Genomic DNA, 595 nt, shown 5'->3' on the forward strand with positions numbered 1-595 from the left:
TTATAAAAAAAGTATCCGTCAAGCCTAACCAAATCAACGCTGTCTTTTGATTTGTAGTAATAGGCGCTGATATAGTAAATCCAAAAGATATAGTCGTCGGTCTTGAAAGACATCTCTCCTGATACATTGTACGCCTGTAACCGAATCTTTTCTTTCAGCGGGATATTAAATGTTTTTTCTTTACCCCCGATATCGCAAACGATAGTAAATTGGTTGTTCTTAAAAGAGTTGCGGACCTTTTCGTTATCCGAAAGATACTCTATACACGCGAACGCGTCGTACCCTTTAATATTAAAGGGCTGTTTTTTACGCCAACTGTTGTAGCTGTCTCTTATACACATCTAGATGTGTATAAGAGACAGGTATGGATGGCGCATAACCTCAATTATCATACGAACAGCGGTTCGTGGTGCTACATGGACAGTAGTTCCTACTGCGGCAAATACGGGCGGCTCTATGATTGGAAGACCGCGAAAAAGGCGTGCCCCGCCGGATGGCGCTTGCCGTCTCGCAAGGAATGGGTTCGTTTGAGTCTGGCGGTAGGCGGGGTAAGAACAGCAAGACCTACAGGTTGGAGCTGTGTGTTTCCGCTTTT

The 595-nt window shown here is 44.4% G+C and carries 2 protein-coding genes; one reads left to right on the top strand and one right to left on the bottom strand.

The features are described from left to right. Positions 1 to 341 (bottom strand): hypothetical protein (locus tag ACYVRA_RS08245; RefSeq protein ID WP_461252248.1); only part of this gene is annotated, 341 nt, incomplete at its 3' end. 27 nt (positions 342 to 368) lie between these two features. On the opposite strand from ACYVRA_RS08245, the gene ACYVRA_RS08250 reads away from it, so the two are divergent. Next, a partial coding sequence (locus ACYVRA_RS08250; RefSeq protein WP_461252249.1) for an FISUMP domain-containing protein occupies positions 369 to 595 on the top strand: 227 nt, incomplete at its 3' end.

This window comes from Treponema sp. R8-4-B8, from assembly GCF_054786175.1.